The organism is Cyanothece sp. BG0011 (genome assembly GCF_003013815.1).
GTDB lineage: Bacteria > Cyanobacteriota > Cyanobacteriia > Cyanobacteriales > Microcystaceae > Crocosphaera.
Map to the genome: position 1 here is coordinate 1 of NZ_PRLH01000210.1, position 14,857 is coordinate 14,857.

Annotated in this window: 17 protein-coding genes, 2 tRNA genes and 1 pseudogene; 8 read left to right on the plus strand and 12 right to left on the minus strand. The window is 39.6% G+C overall.

Going from position 1 to position 14,857, the window contains the following annotated elements:
• From C4E06_RS26650 to C4E06_RS26670, 5 genes and pseudogenes are all read right to left on the minus strand, one after another.
• Positions 1-209, minus strand: a pseudogene (locus C4E06_RS26650) (mechanosensitive ion channel family protein); the annotation flags it as partial.
• A 54-nt stretch (positions 210-263) separates the two neighbouring features.
• Positions 264-1,475, minus strand: a complete 1,212-nt coding sequence (locus C4E06_RS26655) for a DUF481 domain-containing protein (protein WP_198649069.1) — start codon at positions 1,473-1,475, stop codon at positions 264-266.
• 200 nt (positions 1,476-1,675) lie between these two features.
• Positions 1,676-2,944: a glutamate-5-semialdehyde dehydrogenase gene (locus C4E06_RS26660; RefSeq protein WP_107671350.1), complete on the minus strand. Its 1,269-nt coding sequence runs from the start codon at positions 2,942-2,944 to the stop codon at positions 1,676-1,678.
• Positions 2,945-2,954: 10 nt separating this feature from the next.
• Positions 2,955-3,362, minus strand: coding sequence for a hypothetical protein (locus C4E06_RS26665; protein ID WP_024750311.1), 408 nt, complete (start codon positions 3,360-3,362; stop codon positions 2,955-2,957).
• A gap of 123 nt (positions 3,363-3,485) precedes the next feature.
• A tRNA-Thr gene (locus C4E06_RS26670) sits at positions 3,486-3,558 on the minus strand.
• Positions 3,559-3,617: 59 nt separating this feature from the next.
• On the opposite strand from C4E06_RS26670, the gene C4E06_RS26675 reads away from it, so the two are divergent.
• Positions 3,618-3,878: a DUF3493 domain-containing protein gene (locus tag C4E06_RS26675; RefSeq protein WP_107671351.1), complete on the plus strand. Its 261-nt coding sequence runs from the start codon at positions 3,618-3,620 to the stop codon at positions 3,876-3,878.
• A 13-nt stretch (positions 3,879-3,891) separates the two neighbouring features.
• Here C4E06_RS26675 and C4E06_RS26680 read toward each other — a convergent pair whose 3' ends face one another.
• Both C4E06_RS26680 and C4E06_RS26685 read right to left on the minus strand, forming a co-directional pair.
• A complete protein-coding gene (locus tag C4E06_RS26680) occupies positions 3,892-4,083 on the minus strand; it encodes a hypothetical protein (protein WP_107671352.1) in 192 nt (63 codons plus the stop codon).
• A gap of 167 nt (positions 4,084-4,250) precedes the next feature.
• A tRNA-Ser gene (locus tag C4E06_RS26685) sits at positions 4,251-4,337 on the minus strand.
• Between the two features lie 150 nt (positions 4,338-4,487).
• Here C4E06_RS26685 and psaK point away from each other — a divergent pair.
• Both psaK and C4E06_RS26695 read left to right on the plus strand, forming a co-directional pair.
• The gene (gene psaK, locus C4E06_RS26690; protein WP_107671353.1) at positions 4,488-4,754 is read left to right on the plus strand and encodes a photosystem I reaction center subunit PsaK; all 267 of its coding nucleotides are present in this window, start codon (positions 4,488-4,490) and stop codon (positions 4,752-4,754) included.
• A 248-nt stretch (positions 4,755-5,002) separates the two neighbouring features.
• A complete protein-coding gene (locus tag C4E06_RS26695) occupies positions 5,003-5,233 on the plus strand; it encodes a DUF4327 family protein (RefSeq protein ID WP_107671354.1) in 231 nt (76 codons plus the stop codon).
• A 64-nt stretch (positions 5,234-5,297) separates the two neighbouring features.
• Here the strand turns inward: C4E06_RS26695 and thiO are convergent, their stop codons facing one another.
• A complete protein-coding gene (thiO, locus tag C4E06_RS29400) occupies positions 5,298-7,262 on the minus strand; it encodes a glycine oxidase ThiO (RefSeq protein WP_107671355.1) in 1,965 nt (654 codons plus the stop codon).
• A 233-nt stretch (positions 7,263-7,495) separates the two neighbouring features.
• Between thiO and C4E06_RS26705 the strand changes: the two genes are divergently transcribed.
• The 5 genes from C4E06_RS26705 to C4E06_RS26725 all read left to right on the plus strand — a co-directional run bounded on the left by C4E06_RS26705 (position 7,496) and on the right by C4E06_RS26725 (position 12,862).
• The gene (locus tag C4E06_RS26705; protein ID WP_107671356.1) at positions 7,496-8,176 is read left to right on the plus strand and encodes a hypothetical protein; all 681 of its coding nucleotides are present in this window, start codon (positions 7,496-7,498) and stop codon (positions 8,174-8,176) included.
• Positions 8,177-8,403: 227 nt separating this feature from the next.
• Positions 8,404-9,813, plus strand: a complete 1,410-nt coding sequence (lysA, locus tag C4E06_RS26710; protein WP_107671357.1) for a diaminopimelate decarboxylase — start codon at positions 8,404-8,406, stop codon at positions 9,811-9,813.
• Between the two features lie 104 nt (positions 9,814-9,917).
• The gene (gene cdaA, locus C4E06_RS26715; RefSeq protein WP_107671363.1) at positions 9,918-10,799 is read left to right on the plus strand and encodes a diadenylate cyclase CdaA; all 882 of its coding nucleotides are present in this window, start codon (positions 9,918-9,920) and stop codon (positions 10,797-10,799) included.
• Positions 10,796-11,557: an isoprenyl transferase gene (locus C4E06_RS26720; RefSeq protein ID WP_107671358.1), complete on the plus strand. Its 762-nt coding sequence runs from the start codon at positions 10,796-10,798 to the stop codon at positions 11,555-11,557. The genes cdaA and C4E06_RS26720 overlap by 4 nt, the downstream gene beginning before the upstream one ends.
• A 72-nt stretch (positions 11,558-11,629) precedes the next feature.
• Complete coding sequence (locus C4E06_RS26725) at positions 11,630-12,862, plus strand: NAD(P)/FAD-dependent oxidoreductase (RefSeq protein WP_107671359.1); 1,233 nt, start codon at positions 11,630-11,632, stop codon at positions 12,860-12,862.
• Between the two features lie 143 nt (positions 12,863-13,005).
• Here C4E06_RS26725 and C4E06_RS26730 read toward each other — a convergent pair whose 3' ends face one another.
• From C4E06_RS26730 to C4E06_RS26745, 4 genes are all read right to left on the minus strand, one after another.
• Positions 13,006-13,305: a type II toxin-antitoxin system RelE/ParE family toxin gene (locus C4E06_RS26730; protein WP_232826393.1), complete on the minus strand. Its 300-nt coding sequence runs from the start codon at positions 13,303-13,305 to the stop codon at positions 13,006-13,008.
• A complete protein-coding gene (locus tag C4E06_RS26735; RefSeq protein ID WP_107671361.1) occupies positions 13,283-13,579 on the minus strand; it encodes a DUF2281 domain-containing protein in 297 nt (98 codons plus the stop codon). Before C4E06_RS26735 ends, C4E06_RS26730 begins: the two co-directional genes overlap by 23 nt.
• Positions 13,580-13,719: 140 nt before the next feature.
• The gene (locus tag C4E06_RS26740; protein ID WP_107671362.1) at positions 13,720-14,142 is read right to left on the minus strand and encodes a DUF29 family protein; all 423 of its coding nucleotides are present in this window, start codon (positions 14,140-14,142) and stop codon (positions 13,720-13,722) included.
• Between the two features lie 65 nt (positions 14,143-14,207).
• On the minus strand, positions 14,208-14,857 hold a 650-nt coding region (locus tag C4E06_RS26745; RefSeq protein WP_232826394.1), incomplete at its 5' end, for a GTP-binding protein.

The following is a 14,857-nucleotide window of genomic DNA, read 5'->3' on the forward strand; positions in this document are numbered from 1 at the left end:
TTTGAGTCATCATAAATATAAACATCACTACACCAAAATCTTCCACAAGTATAAGCCTTATTGAGATCCCACGGTGCTGTTTGTGCTGGTTGAGGATTAGTGGATGGAGAAAACAGAGAAATTTGTCCTAAACTGGGTTTTATTGAGGTAAGAGTCAAAAGAAAACTCAAACCAAGAATAATAATAAACTTTAATTTTTTTTTGAACATAATTTTTAATAGAAATGACTAAAGATTTTTAAAAATTTTATGATACTTGTGATTTTAAAACGCATATTGTACCCCCGTAGTAAACAAAAATTCTAATTGAGGATTGTCTTCATAAATGACCTCATTACGATAACGCATAAAGACACGATTCCTAAGAAACCATTGATCACTGATAGGAATCGACAGGTTAGTATCAGAAGTAATCGTATAGTTGTTTAAATCATCTAATGCTGGAATGATAGCAAATGTTTGATTTAATTTAGTTTTTCCCACGGAGAAATTTCTACCTAGTAAAAGAACCCCCAAAGTTGGGTGAATGTTATTCTGTCGTTCTTCAAAATCAATAAAATCATATTCATAACGGGGTCCAATTCCGACTTGAAAATCTAAAAAATCACGGGGAGAATTACCTCGCCATAAATTGAGTCCTGCCCCTATTAATAAATTACTAATAATAGTCAAATCCTCATCATCATTTTTAGCAGCAAATAAATCTTGGTTGGTACTATTAAACACATTCGCAAAAAAGCTCCATTGATCATCAAAATGACGACGATAGCTTGAGAAAATCAAACTATTGGGACGATAATTATTAACAGCCCGACTGCTATCAAAGTTAAGAAATAGACTTCCATCGATAGCAATATCTTCTCTTGTCCATTGTTTATATAAGTTAAGATTAATTCCCACAGCAGCAGTGGTATCTCTAAAGGATTGAAAGTTGCCAGTTAATCCTAGTTTAAGATTCGTTTCTGTTGCTAGAAATGGATATTCTGGTAGGGGTTGGGAGGCTTTTTCGATTAAGGTTTGACTTTGAGCAAAAAGGGTTTGGGATCTTTTTTTTTGTCCCATTTCTTCGTATTTAAATCCTATATTTAATAATAATTGACCTTGAAGGGATTGATTTTCAATGCTGTTAATTTGCTCAATGGTCTGATCTAAAATTTTAATTCCTCGTTGGGTTTTACCAATTTTATGATGATTAATAGCAATGGTTCCTAGGGTTGTTATTTTTGAAACCATATCTTCAAAAGTCTTAGTAATTGACAATGATTGAGATAACAGGGCGAGCGCTTGATCAATATTATTTATTTTTGCATAGGACAAAGCTAAATCGTTTAACAACATCACTTTTAGGGGTGAATCTTCTATGGCTTCAATGCCTTCTAAACGGCGATTTAACTGAGCATTTTTATTAGTGTCATCATTTTTAGTTAATATCTTAGGTAAATTCCTCTTCTCTCGATAAAATGATTGGTTAGTCATAGTAAAACTATGGATACTAGCTAATAATGAGCTATATAAGGAAATTCCTAGCATATATTCATTTAAGGGTTATTGCCCTTGAATAAAACTTAATAATTTTATTATTATATGAAAGTTGTTACCAATTTTTCAACCCTGTGATTAATTAATCACTATTAGCTTTTTTCAACACAATCTATGTAATGATTAAGAGCAAAGACTCAGATAGAAAACTTACTATTTCCCTGAACAACTTGTTTAAGAGTGGTAAAAGTTTCCAAAGAAATTAAACCGCGATAATGACCTTTTTGATTAGAAACCCCTAAAAATAAAGACTCTCCTGGGGTGGGATGACGATCAAAACGAGGAGAATTATTAATATAAACTAATGCACTGTCAATTTCTGTAGCAAATTGACGACTTTCTGAATAAGAATCAGTCACTAAACAATCTGCATGACCACTACTATATTGATTCATCCAAGCGATCCCTTCAGATAAATTATTAACGACCTTAAAACTAATAATTTTATCTAAATAAGGTGTCTTCCATTCTGATTTTTTAACAGGCTTTAAATAATCCTTGAACTCTTCTATTAATATCTCATCTCCTCGTAATTCAAATCCTTTTTCCCGTAAAATATTAAATAATCTTACTAAAATTGAGGGGTTTTGATTGGGACTAATTAATACTTTTTCAATGGCATTGACCGGATCAGGTTCGCTGGCATGACTATCGAGAATAACCCAACGCACCATATCTAAATCAACCGTAGGAGACCAATATAAATAACAATTACCCATAGCAGACTTTAGCACGGGGGCTGTTGCCCATTGAGTGACTTGTTCAACTAAACTGGGACGACCATAAGGAAGTACCAAGCTCAAATATTCATGTTGCGTCACTAAATCTTGGATAGAAGCCCCTTGTTCTCCTGAAAGTACCTCTAAACATCCTGTGGGTAGTTCTGTCTCTTTTAAGGCAGATTGTAGGATATCTGCAATGACTTGATTCGAGTGGGTTGATGAATTACAACCCCGTAAGAGTAAGCTATTGCCAGTCTTTAAACAAAATCCAGCAGCGATCGCCCCCAACTCAGGGAAGGTTTCATACACCAACGCCACCACCCCCAAGGGCATCAGTTGACAATAAGTCCCTGCGGTATTCAAGCGATAAGGTGCATTAAACACCTGTTGAATCGGATCAGGCATTTCGGCCAGTGATTCGAGAATCTCAACCGTTTTTTGTAACCGTTCGGGGGTTAATTTTAACCACTCAATCAGTAAGTCGGGAACAGCCATTTCTCTACTCATTTCGAGATCGAGGGTATTGGCTTCGAGAATAGCATCAAAAGAACCACTCAGTCCTTTAGCCATGGCTTTAATGCCCAAAGAGCGATCTCGACTATCACTGGTTTCCAACGCTAAATAAGCATCATAAGAGCGTTGAACCGATGTTGATAGCAAGTTAGGAGAACTGTGAATGGTCATAGAATTTGCCTTAACGTCGATAGGCTAACCAGAAGATAATTGCTGGCAAAACCACCAATAAACCAGCCAAAGCGATACCAATGATGATACTTGGGCCTAGAGAGGATTGCAATGCCAACAAAAACCATCCAATTAATATTACTACCATCATGCCTGTCATGATGGGTAGATAGCCGTCTCTTAACCCCGGCCGAATAATTAGCCAACGGTAGCCAGTCCAGCGCCAGACTCGCTTATAAGGATAGCTAGAGGATAACTGTTCGATGGTTTGACCGTTTTCTTCGACAACAAAAATCTGTTGACAGCGATCGCAGCCAAACGCTTCTGTCAAGACAATGGGTAAAAGATGTCCCCGTCGTCGACACGGACAGGGATATTCTTGATTCAAATCGATTTTAATGGGCTTATGAGGTCGCACGAGTGTCAGGGTAGTGACTCCTATAGTTAGCTCTATATAAGTATAGTGTCTCTTATCTTCAGCAATCACCTGGTACTCAATCTAAACTTAAGATTTGGCCCTCGTTATTTAACTTGATCTTAAAGCCACGTGCGAGACTTGAACTCGCGGCCCCATCATTACGAGTGATGTGCTCTACCAACTGAGCTAACGTGGCCTGAGATGAGATTACGTTAATAATGTATCATATTCTAACAGTCTCAATGGAATTTTTGCATGGAGAAACCACCTAAAAAGTCTCGTCCGCCACTTGATCCTGAAAAATATGCTTCTCTAAAGGCAGAAGCTCAGGCACCTTATAAAGGCTTGAGAAAATTTTTCTATCTTGCTTTTGCTGCCTCTGGGTTTATTGGGGCTGTTGTCTTTTTAGCTAAGTTAGCCGCAGGAAAAGAGGTAGGGACTAATTTACCTAATTTTGCTTTACAGATAGGCGTTGTGGCCTTAATGATTTTTTTGTTTCGTCTAGAAAGTAAGTAATCTTTTCTTCTTTTTAATCCTCGATCATAATCTCTCCTTCAAAGATTTGTTGTTGTAATTCTCGATATAATTTCATTTCATCTTCTGTTACTTTGCCATCAGACCAAATCGCTGCTTTAATATCGTCATTTTCTTGGCGAGATAATCGGCCATCGGCTAAAGCTCTTTCAACTATTTGTTTTATTTTGTTAGTATCAGTATCCATGGTCTTATCTCTCTCTCATTCACTGATTTATTTTAATCTCAAGTATAGATCAGTTTTTCCTGTCGTAAATTTTGTCTTAAAGACCTACCCTATAGGTACATTTATCCTATCTTGTCTAAGGCTAGATCCGATGATCGACAAAACTGATTGCTGATCACTAATAGAAGCGGAGAGGGAGGGATTCGAACCCTCGATGGGCGTTAACCCATAACTCCTTAGCAGGGAGCCGCTTTCAACCACTCAGCCACCTCTCCAAGGCACAGTATATTATCGTAGCACAGAAATACGGTTTCGAGCAAAATTTGTTGTTTCGTTAAGTATTGCAACGTGAGTATTGACAGCAACCGCTTAATTCTTAACATTAAAGACTTATAGAGACCTTATTTCTAGGAGAACTCACTGTTATGTACTCTACCTTGTTATTGGCGGCTTCTTCGGTTGCTACTACCGTTCAATGGAGTCCCAAAGTGGCTATGATTATGATCGTCTGCAATATCTTTGCGATCGCAGTCGGAAAATTTACCATTGCTAAACCCAGTGAAGGCCCTGGTTTACCCTCTCCTCAACTGTTTGGGGGTATGGGTTTAGGTGCCTTACTGGGAACCACTAGCTTGGGCCACATTTTGGGGGTTGGTGTTATCTTAGGGTTAGCCAATACCGGCGCACTCTAAACTGAGATTGCTCTTAATTCCCTTTTTTTGCTTTAGCAGAGATGATGGGGGGACGGGGGTGTTGGGTCGACGAGAAGAAGATAGATCACTCATTTCTTTGCGTCTCTCAGTCTCCCAGTCTCCCAATCTTGACCCTTGATTACATTAAAAATTGTTTTGATTGGTTGAGACTGTATCTTTTATGACGGATAATGAGAGGTGGGTCATTATTTATATCATGTCTGTTAAATTCCGCGAGGAAGTTCCTTATGGTTAAAGTCATTCAGTCTCCCACCACATACACAATTGATGTAATTAAAGGGGAGGCAGCTAGGTTAGTTCGTGAAAAAAGACTTCATCGACGACAACCCATTTATACCCTTTGCAAATATATTCCAGCCCGTGAATGGCCTCATGTAGAATGTGAATTAGAAAGACATGATTTTCTCCTAAGAGATTCTATCATCGATCTCTTAAGTAAAGAAGAATGGCGGGATTAAACAAGATTTAGCAGTCCAATTAATTCATATTTGGACTGCTGAGGGAGCCGACAAGACCGAGAAATCAGACCACTGTTCCGGTTAAAGGCGAACTAGCGATCGCATAATCTTTAATGGGTATCCGTCCACTTAAGTAGGCTAATCTTCCGGCCACGGTAGCCATTCCCATGGCTTTAGCCATCAACACAGGATTCTTAGCCAAGGCGATCGCACTATTAATTAACACCGCATCCGCCCCCATTTCCATGGCTTGGGAAGCTTCGCTAGGGGTTCCGATGCCGGCATCTACCACCACAGGAATATTCGCTTCGTCTATAATAATCTCAATATTGGCTTGAGTGCGAATCCCTTGACCCGAACCAATGGGAGATCCTAAAGGCATTACCGTGGCGCATCCTACCTCTTCTAACCGCTTAGCTAATATGGGATCAGCGTTGATGTAGGGTAAAACGGCAAACCCTTCTTTAACTAAAATTTCCGCTGCTTCTAAGGTTCCAATGGGATCGGGTAATAAGTATTTAGTATCGGGAATAACTTCTAATTTGACAAAGTTATTATCTTCTTGACCGAGTAATTTAGCCATTTCTCGCCCTAACCTAGCCACCCTAACCGCTTCTTCTGCGGTTTGACAACCTGCCGTATTGGGTAACATCCAAATTTTACCCCAGTCTAAGGCCTCAGCTAACCCTTCATGGCCAGGGGCGTTGGTTTGTACTCGTCTAACGGCAACAGTAACGATCTCACACTCACTCGCTGCCACACTTTGTTGCATGATAGGAATACTCGGATATTTCCCGGTTCCTGTCATCAACCGTGAGTGAAACTTGCGGCCAGCAATGATTAATTCATCCGTAGAAGATAAACTAGGGGTTCCGTTATGGCCGTTGATGGTTTTGGGAACAGGATAATGGTTAAATGGGGTCATAGAAGCAGGAGAAGGAGAGGGTTGAGTGTGGAAGCGATCGCCTTTAAAGGGTTCGAGTAGAGGATCAGATTTTTCATTGATTACTAAATCGGCAATGAGAGAAGCCGTAACCGGTGCCAGTAAAATGCCGTTACGATAATGACCGGTGGCTAAAATTAAGTTATTGCAACCATAATGACCTAATATCGGTAATTCATCGGGAGTTCCGGGACGATAACCCCACCAAAATTCCTCTATTTCCCAGTTAGCGACATCGGGATATAATTTGGTTGCTCGTTTAATTAAGGTTTCTATGCCTTGGGGGGTATTATGGGGAGTCCAACCCACATCCTCAGAAGTTGCACCAATAATTAAACGTCCATTCTGACGGGGGACTAAGTAGGTTTGTGGCCCATATAAAACCCGTTGTAAGGGGTAGGGTTCATCGGGGATCTCAGGCATTTTCACGGCTAACATTTGCCCTTTTATGGGGCGTACGGGCAGGGGTAAAATTTGACTGGCCCATGAACCACTGGCCATGATGTAGGTGTTGCCTTCTAATTCTCCTTGATTGGTTAAAATACTGGTAACTTTCCCCTGTTTTTGTTGTAGGGTTTTAATGGTTACACCGTCTCTAACATCAATTCCTAACTGTTGGCTTGCTTGCCGTAAAGCTTGCATCACCTGACGGTTATCCACTTGTCCATCTTCGGGATACCACCAACCTCCGACCACATCATCCCCTAACCCAGTCTGGTAGAGACGAATGGCCGTTTTATCTAACCATTGACCTTGATGATTGTTGCGAACCTCAGCAGCAGGGAGATCATAGACTGGGGCAAGAATACCACAGGGATTATAACCGAGATCCAAGCCGGTCAGGTCTTGTAATTTCCGTATCCATTCAGGGTATAACCAGCGAGATTTTAAACATAAATCCAGTAACGGGCCGGGGGGTAATTCTTCGGCGTGGGGGGCTAACATTCCGGCTGCCGCCATTGAGGCCGTTTGCGGGAAGTTTCGGTTACAAACCGTCACCGACGCGCCTCGCAGTTTTAAGTCGACTGCGATCGCCATGCCAATGATTCCACCGCCAATAATAACAATATCGTTTGTTGCGTTCATAATCACTTATCTGTATTATCACCCCACTCTTTTTACCTTACCTTGTTTGGGCAGTATTTTAAGAGCGATCGCTGCTTTCAATTTGGAAATTTTCTTTAAGATCCCCTTGTTTTTTAAGATGAAGTTTGTTAAACCAGTCAACTCGAAGCGAATAGTGATATTAGTTCAATAGCATTGGGTATGTTAGGGATAATTTCTTTAATTGAAACAAAAAAAGCGTCTTGAATATCTTCATGAAACAAACTTATTGTCAATTACTAGCTCTTACTATTGGCAGTTTAGTTACTCTATCAACTGCTAAAGTCCAAGCTGCCATTCTCTGGGATTATAGTCCCGAAACCACAGGAACAACTAGGGGTGTATTTGAGGGTTTACAGAACCTCTCTACCCAGCAAAATTTTGCAGAAATTGTTTCGTTTGCTAATCCTGTTCAGTTAACAGGTATAGATATTTATAGTCCTACTACTCTCAATTCTATTGGAGATTCGGTAACCATTCGTATCTGGACTGATAATGCAGGAACACCGGATATTCTCATTCATGATTTTACTGACACTATTTCTGTGATTGATACCGAAGGAGTCGGTTTATGGAGTGAGGTTAATCGCAAATTTGCTGACTTTTCTGCTTCTCCTATTAGTTTAGACGCAAATACTTTTTATTGGATTGGGATGAGTGGGACAAACACTACATTTTCACAAGCAACTCTAAATACTAATTCTGGCGATGGTCAGTTAGCGAGATTTGGGGGTAGTTCCTTCATAAGTCTGGTAACAACTGGCGATATGGCCTTTCGTGTACAAGGAGAAGTCGAAAATGCTCAAACAACCCCCGAACCGAATAGTGGTATCAGTTTATTAGCATTGGGTATGTTAGGAGGAGTTTCTTTAATTAAAACAAAGAAACCTCAATGAATTAACTGACAAAGAGAATAATGGATATCAGGTTAGTGTGTTTCATGCTGGCCTTTTATTATTTCTTTTAGAAACAGTGTCTTAGAAACGAGAAAAGAGAGATTACAATGAAGATTGGGGCTAAAATTTCAGGATGGAAAACCTTTTAGTCTTAATTTTGATCTTTTCTTTCCTCTGCTAAGTCTCCCCACTCCTTAACGAAGTTACACCCTAAGACTAGGACATTTATGATAGCGACACCAACCAAAACCCCTCATACAGGACGAGATTACTTACCAAAAAACGTAACAGACCTAAGCAAGCGATCGCCGAATCAGTCTTTATTACCCCTAACTGCGAACATCAACGATCAAGATCACTTAGAAATCGGCGGTTGTGATCTTCAGACCCTAGTTGAACAGTTTGGTTCCCCTCTGTATGTCCTTGATGAAACAACTTTGAGAACCGCTTGTGCTCAATATCGAGACTACTTTAAAACTTACTACCAAGGAGAATCCCAAGTTATTTACGCCTCAAAAGCTTGGAGTTGTTTGGCAGTGGTTGGGGTGATCGCGACCGAAAATTTAGGCTTTGATGTGGTGTCGGGCGGCGAACTCTATACGACTAAAAAATCTTTAACACAATTAGGTTATTCTAGTCAAGAAATTGCCCAAAAAATTTACTTTCACGGTAATAATAAATCCGAAGCGGAACTAAAAGAGGCCATCGAAGTCGGATGTACCATCATTGTTGATAACTGGTTAGAACTCGAAACCCTAGTGCAACTAGGACAACCTGTTCCGATTCTGATTAGACTGACCCCAGGGATTGAATGTCATACCCACGAATACATTCGCACCGGTCACTTAGACAGTAAATTTGGTTTCGATCCCAATCAACTAGAAGCCGTTTTCACCTATATCAAAGAACATAAAACCCTTGACTGTCGGGGATTACACGCCCATATTGGATCGCAAATTTTCGAGAGACAACCCCACCAAGACTTAGCCGGGGTGTTAGTAGAATGGCTAAAAATAGGGAAAGAATATGGACTGAACCTATCCGAACTCAATATCGGCGGAGGACTAGGAATTTGCTATACAGAAGACGATGATCCCCCCAGTATTGAAGAATGGGTCAAAGCTGCCAGTGAAGCGGTAATGAAAGCTTGTCAACGCTGTGAAATCGACCTCCCTAAATTAATCGCAGAACCCGGGCGATCGCTCATTGGATCAGCTTGTGTGACAGCCTATACCGTAGGAAGTCGCAAGGAAATTCCTGAACTACGAACCTATATCGCCGTTGATGGAGGAATGTCCGATAATCCCCGTCCTATTACCTACCAATCCTTATATCGAGTTGCATTAGGGAACCGAATGTCCGCCGAAATCAGCGAAACCGTCACCATTGCGGGAAAACACTGTGAATCTGGGGACATTGTGATCAAAGACGCTCAGTTGCCTCAAACCCATCCAGGGGATATTCTAGTAATCATGGGGACCGGAGCCTATAACTATAGTATGGCCTCCAACTATAACCGTCTGCCCCGACCAGCCGCCGTTATGGTCAATCAAGGAGAAGCCAACTTGATTATCAAACGGGAAACCTACGACGATCTAATTCAACAAGATTGTTTACCCGAAAGGCTTCTTCGTTAAATCCCCTTATTCTCATCCCTTTTTGTTCTCACTGAGCATTTATCTTGTCATCTTACTTCCTGTCAAGTCAGCCTTCTGAGCAACAATGGCCAGGTCCGGACTTCATCCCAGAGCCACTTTATAAAAGCGTTGATATTGGCTTAGTGCTGTTATTAACTTACTTAATGCTGTTGGCTATTGGAGAGCGTCGAACCCTGTACATGGTTCGGGGGTTAATTATTCTCATGTTAGCAGCAGTGATCAGCGAAAAATTTCAACTGACACTGCTCAGTTTTGTCATAGAAAAATTAGTCCTAGGGGCTGCTGTGGCTATGGCAGTGATTTTCCAAGGAGAGTTTCGACGCTTTCTAGAATTACTCGGACAAGGTAAAGTCCTACAATTCTTCAAGCGCACACCCAGCGCCTCTAAACCCAATAACGTAGTGGATGAATTGGTAGACGCGGTTAGAGAACTGTCCCAAAACCGCACAGGGGCATTAATTGTCGTTGAAACCACTGGCTCAATTGATATGAGGGTCTTTGTTGATCAAGGAGTGCCCATTGATGGAGAAATTTCTAAAGCCCTCTTACAAACCATTTTTCAGCCAAAAACTCTACTCCATGATGGAGCGGTGTTTATTCGGGGTTCTCGCATTATCTCGGCCGGGGTCATTTTACCCCTCTCCGATAAAACCTTCTCCCGTCAGTTGGGAACCCGACACCGGGCTGCTATGGGAATCACCGAAGTCGTTGATCAATGCCTATGTATTATTGTCTCCGAAGAAACTGGCTCTATTTCCTTAGCAGAAAAAGGAGTTTTGGATCGTCCCCTAACTAGCAGTAAACTAAAAGAGCTACTCGACAAAAAATTCGCCTTACTCGTTAAGGGAGAGTCCGTAGCACCTGGATGGGGTCTTCTCACTCGTCTCATCGGACCAAAGGGAAGACGCTTTATACAAACAACCTTTCGTACTTTGTCATCGAACTCATCAGAAGAGAAGAAATGACCGTTAAGCAGCCTATTGTGTTAAAGGACTTACCAATCGATCTCAATCAAACCCGTCTTCCCCAACATATCGCCGTCATAATGGACGGTAATGGTCGTTGGGCAAAACGTCGTGGACTACCTCGCATTATGGGGCATCAACGAGGGGTAGATACGCTTAAAGATTTACTCCGTTGTTGCCGAGATTGGGGCATTCCTGCCTTGACGGCCTACGCTTTTTCTACAGAAAATTGGGGACGACCCCTCGAAGAAGTAGAATTTTTGATGACGCTGTTTGAGCGAGTTCTCCGTCGTGAACTGCAAGAAATGATGGCTGAAAATGTGAGAATTCGCTTCGTTGGGGATTTAGACGTGTTGCCTCCCTCCCTACAGTTAGAAATCTCTCGCTCTATGGAAGATACAGAAAATAATACAGGGGTTCAATTTACTGTGGCGACTAATTACGGTGGCCGTCAAGAAATTGTTCAAAGTTGTCGGGCGATCGCACAACAGGTAAAACAGGGATTACTTAATTTAGATGATATTAACGAAAATTTATTTGAAAATTTCTTATATACCAAGGGTATTCCTGACCCTGATCTCTTAATTCGTACCAGTGGAGAAATGCGTCTTAGTAATTTTTTGTTGTGGCAACTTGCTTATGCAGAAATTTATGTCACCCAAACTCTATGGCCTGATTTTGATCGTCACATCCTCCACGAAGCTTTATTAAGTTATCAACAACGAGAACGACGGTTTGGGAAAGTGGGGAAGACTTAATTTAACCTGAGATTAATCGGGGATCTGTGATACTTATGATAATGAAATTAGAAAAGTAACCGAATAAGTTTAATGGATATTATTATTATTGGAGGAGGGGCAGCCGGTTTTTTTGCCGGAATTATTTGTGCTGAAAATAATCCTAATACTCGTGTAACCATTCTTGAAACAAGTACCAAGGTTTTGGGGAAAGTTCGCATTTCTGGAGGGGGACGTTGCAATGTAACTCATCATTGCTTTGACATAGCACAATTAGTCACTTATTATCCCCGTGGCAGTCGGGAACTACGAGGAGCATTTACTCGCTTTCAACCTCAAGATATCATGAACTGGTTTGAGAAAAAAGGAGTCAGTTTAAAAACCGAAGCAGATGGTCGTGTTTTTCCTGTCACTGATAATTCAGAAACCATTGTTAATTGTTTAATCAAAGCAGCACAAACTAATTTAATTAATATTAGATTGAAGTCAGAAGTCGTAGCTTTACAGTTCAAAAATAACCACTTTGAAATCACACTCAAACAAGGAGAATGCTTAAGAGGCGATCGCATTTTACTCGCGACAGGTAGTAGTCGTAGAGGTTATCAATTAGCCCAATCTTTAGGTCACGAAATTATTAAACCCCTTCCTTCTTTATTTACTTTTAAGATTAAGGATGAGCGGTTTCAAGGATTAGAAGGAATTTCGATGAATTCCGTTGGATTAAAGTTATGTGGAAAAGGAAAAAAACAATCAATACAACAATCAGGTTCTCTGCTCATTACCCATTGGGGAATTAGTGGTTTTGGGGTTCTCAAACTCTCAGCATTTGGGGCAAAAATATTAGCAGAAAATAATTATCAAATGTTACTGTCAATTAATTGGCTGTTTCCTAATAATCCTGAACAAGTCAAGAAACAATTACTAGAAATTAAGTCTGAATATAGCCAGTCTCGTCAATATATTTCGTCTTTTTCCCCCCTACCTTTACCCAAGAGACTTTGGCAAAAATTACTTAACTTTGTGGGTATTTCTTCTCAAAAAAAATGGTCTGAAGTTTCTAAAAGTGAACTCGTTAAGTTGGCTAAAGAATTAGCACAAGGAGAGTATGAAATTCTCGGTAAAGGAGTTTTCAAAGATGAATTTGTTACTTGTGGCGGAGTCAATTTAAAAGAAGTTAATTTTTCGACGATGGAAAGCAAAATTTGTCCTAACTTACACTTAGCTGGAGAGGTTTTAGATATCGATGGAGTAACAGGAGGCTTTAATTTTCAAAGTGCTTGGACGACAGGATGGTTAGCTGGATTAGCTCTGAGTAAATCTTATTAAGAATAAGAATAAAATTTTTACTGATCAAGAGTTGGTAATATAAAATTAACTATAAATCAAGTCCATTGCTTCATCAATAATAGCAGTTTGATTAACTGTTTATATTTTCCCTATCTTAATTCATTTGTTTACTGCTATAGTCATTATTTTCTCTCCTTGGCTTTTTTGTAAGCGAGATCATGTTCTGCAAAACTTACAATAAATACTCGTTTAGGTGCAGGTTTTTCATAAATACGATACACTAAACGATAACTCACTCCATTTTCATCAATTTCTAAGGCTCTGTATCCTCTTAAATCTCCTTTAAGGGTATGATTATCTAAACCAAAACAATCATAAGGATCTTCGACAAAAATAGAATTACAAAAATCCTCAAAATCTTTCCTTAACGCTTCAGATAATTTAGGTAAATCTTCTTCTTTAACAAGATGATTGACTTTCACTTGATACCTTGACTTTATACCCACGTTTTTTTAAATTCTCCAAACTAGACTCTACATCAATTTCATCATTAATATCGACAACAGTTTCCCATTTATCAGGGTTGTCTGGATCATCAAGATCCTTCATTCTTTCAATTGCTAATTGTTCAGCAGATTTATGAGAGTTGTCGGTTTGATATTTTGTGATTAAAAACTCAACAAAGTCTAAAACCTCTTCTTGTTGTTTAGGCGGTAACAAGTGTATTTTTTGTTTCACTAAATCAATGGTATTCATTACTTACCCTTCTATTTACTTAATTGATCACTATTATAGCTAATGTAGAACAAAAATTAGACTAATTATAACACTACTTATTATGGTTAGACAGTTACGGAAATTCATCATTTCTCGAAATAAAAACTTAAGCAAAAAAATTAACTATAAATCAAGTCCATTGCTTCATCAATAATAGCTGTTTTATCCACCATTTCCCCTAGTTCTTCCGCTTCATATTTACCTTCAAATGCTTCTTTTGCCGCCGCTTTTAATCCTAATTCATAACCATCTTCGAGCGTCTCTCGTAATTCTTCTTTGGTAAGATAAGTTCCTTTTGTTTTTCGTCTTTTATTTGTCCGTTGAATTTCCTTTACTGCATTAGCAATAGATAATTCCCATGAGCGTGTTTTTCTTTTTTCTGCCGCTTGTTTAATAAGATGTAAAAGAAGAATTTTACCAAAACTAAAAATTTTATTGAGCTTATCATCTTTGCTCATTTCTGTTAGTTCCTCAACCAATAATAAAGCATCATCAATATGACCGGCTAGTAACAAATTTTTTAGCTCAAATAATTCTTCCATTTGATTATTCCTCTTAACGTGGTTATAAATAAAGGTAAGGTGGGCATTGCCCACCCTACAAATGTTTATACTTTCGTTGCCCTGTTTAAACTAGGTTCAACATCTCGCACTTTCTTACCTCTCCATAACAAACGAATAGGAGTCCCAGGAAAGCCAATTTGTTCGCGAAATTGTCGCTCAATATAGCGTTTATAATTATCATTAAATCGCTTAGGATCATTAACAAATAACGCAATAGTTGGCGGTTGACTTGATACCTGGGTTCCGTAATAAATTCTCCCTTGTTTTCCTTGTCTACTGGTAGGCGGTGAATGCCATTTAACCGCTTCTTCTAACACTTCATTAACCACAGAAGTATTCACCCGACGACGATGTTCTTCTACGGCGGCATCCACTAATTCAAAGATATTTTCTACTCGTTTTCCTGACATGGCACTGACAAAAATAATGTCAGCCCATTCCATAAAATAAAGTCGATCCATTACCTTTTGTTTATACTCATAAATGGTGTAAGAATCTTTTTCGATTGCGTCCCATTTATTGACCACAATAATGGCCGCCCGTCCTTCATCAATAATGCGATCGGCGAGTTTAATATCTTGGTCTGTAACTCCATCAATAGCGTCAATCACTAATAAGACAACATCGGCACGCCGAATGGCTTTAAAGGCTCGATTAATACTAAAAAATTCGGCCCCATAATTAACATTTTTTT